Genomic DNA, 312 nt, shown 5'->3' with positions numbered 1-312 from the left:
CCGGGCTTGAGGGTCGCGAGCCCCTCCGTCGCCCCTCCTTGTGCGGCGATGCCGAGGACGACGATGCCGACGCCGCCATGCGCCAGGGCCGGGCCCCAGGCCGAGCGCGGCAGCCCGATCGCCCGGCGCCAGACGTCGCGCGGGGCGCGGGCGCGGCTCGCGCCGTAGCCCCGCGCCCGCGCGGCGATCCCCAGGGCGGCCCCGAGCACGAGGTAAGCGCCGCGACCGATGCCGACGGGGGCGAGCACCGGCCCGCCCCAGGTCAGCGCCAGGGCGGCGAGCCCGATGGCGAGGGCGAGGCCCAGGGCGACG

At 81.1% G+C, this 312-nt stretch carries 1 pseudogene; it reads right to left on the bottom strand.

Annotated features, from left to right (window positions below):
• Positions 1–312, bottom strand: a pseudogene (locus WDW90_RS38670) (cytochrome c-type biogenesis CcmF C-terminal domain-containing protein); the annotation flags it as partial.

Origin of the sequence: Methylobacterium nigriterrae, from assembly GCF_037106235.1 — a bacterium.
GTDB classification, from domain to species: Bacteria; Pseudomonadota; Alphaproteobacteria; order Rhizobiales; family Beijerinckiaceae; genus Methylobacterium; species Methylobacterium nigriterrae.
Note: the sequence above shows the minus strand (reverse complement) of the source record. Positions and strands in the feature narration are given on the sequence as shown.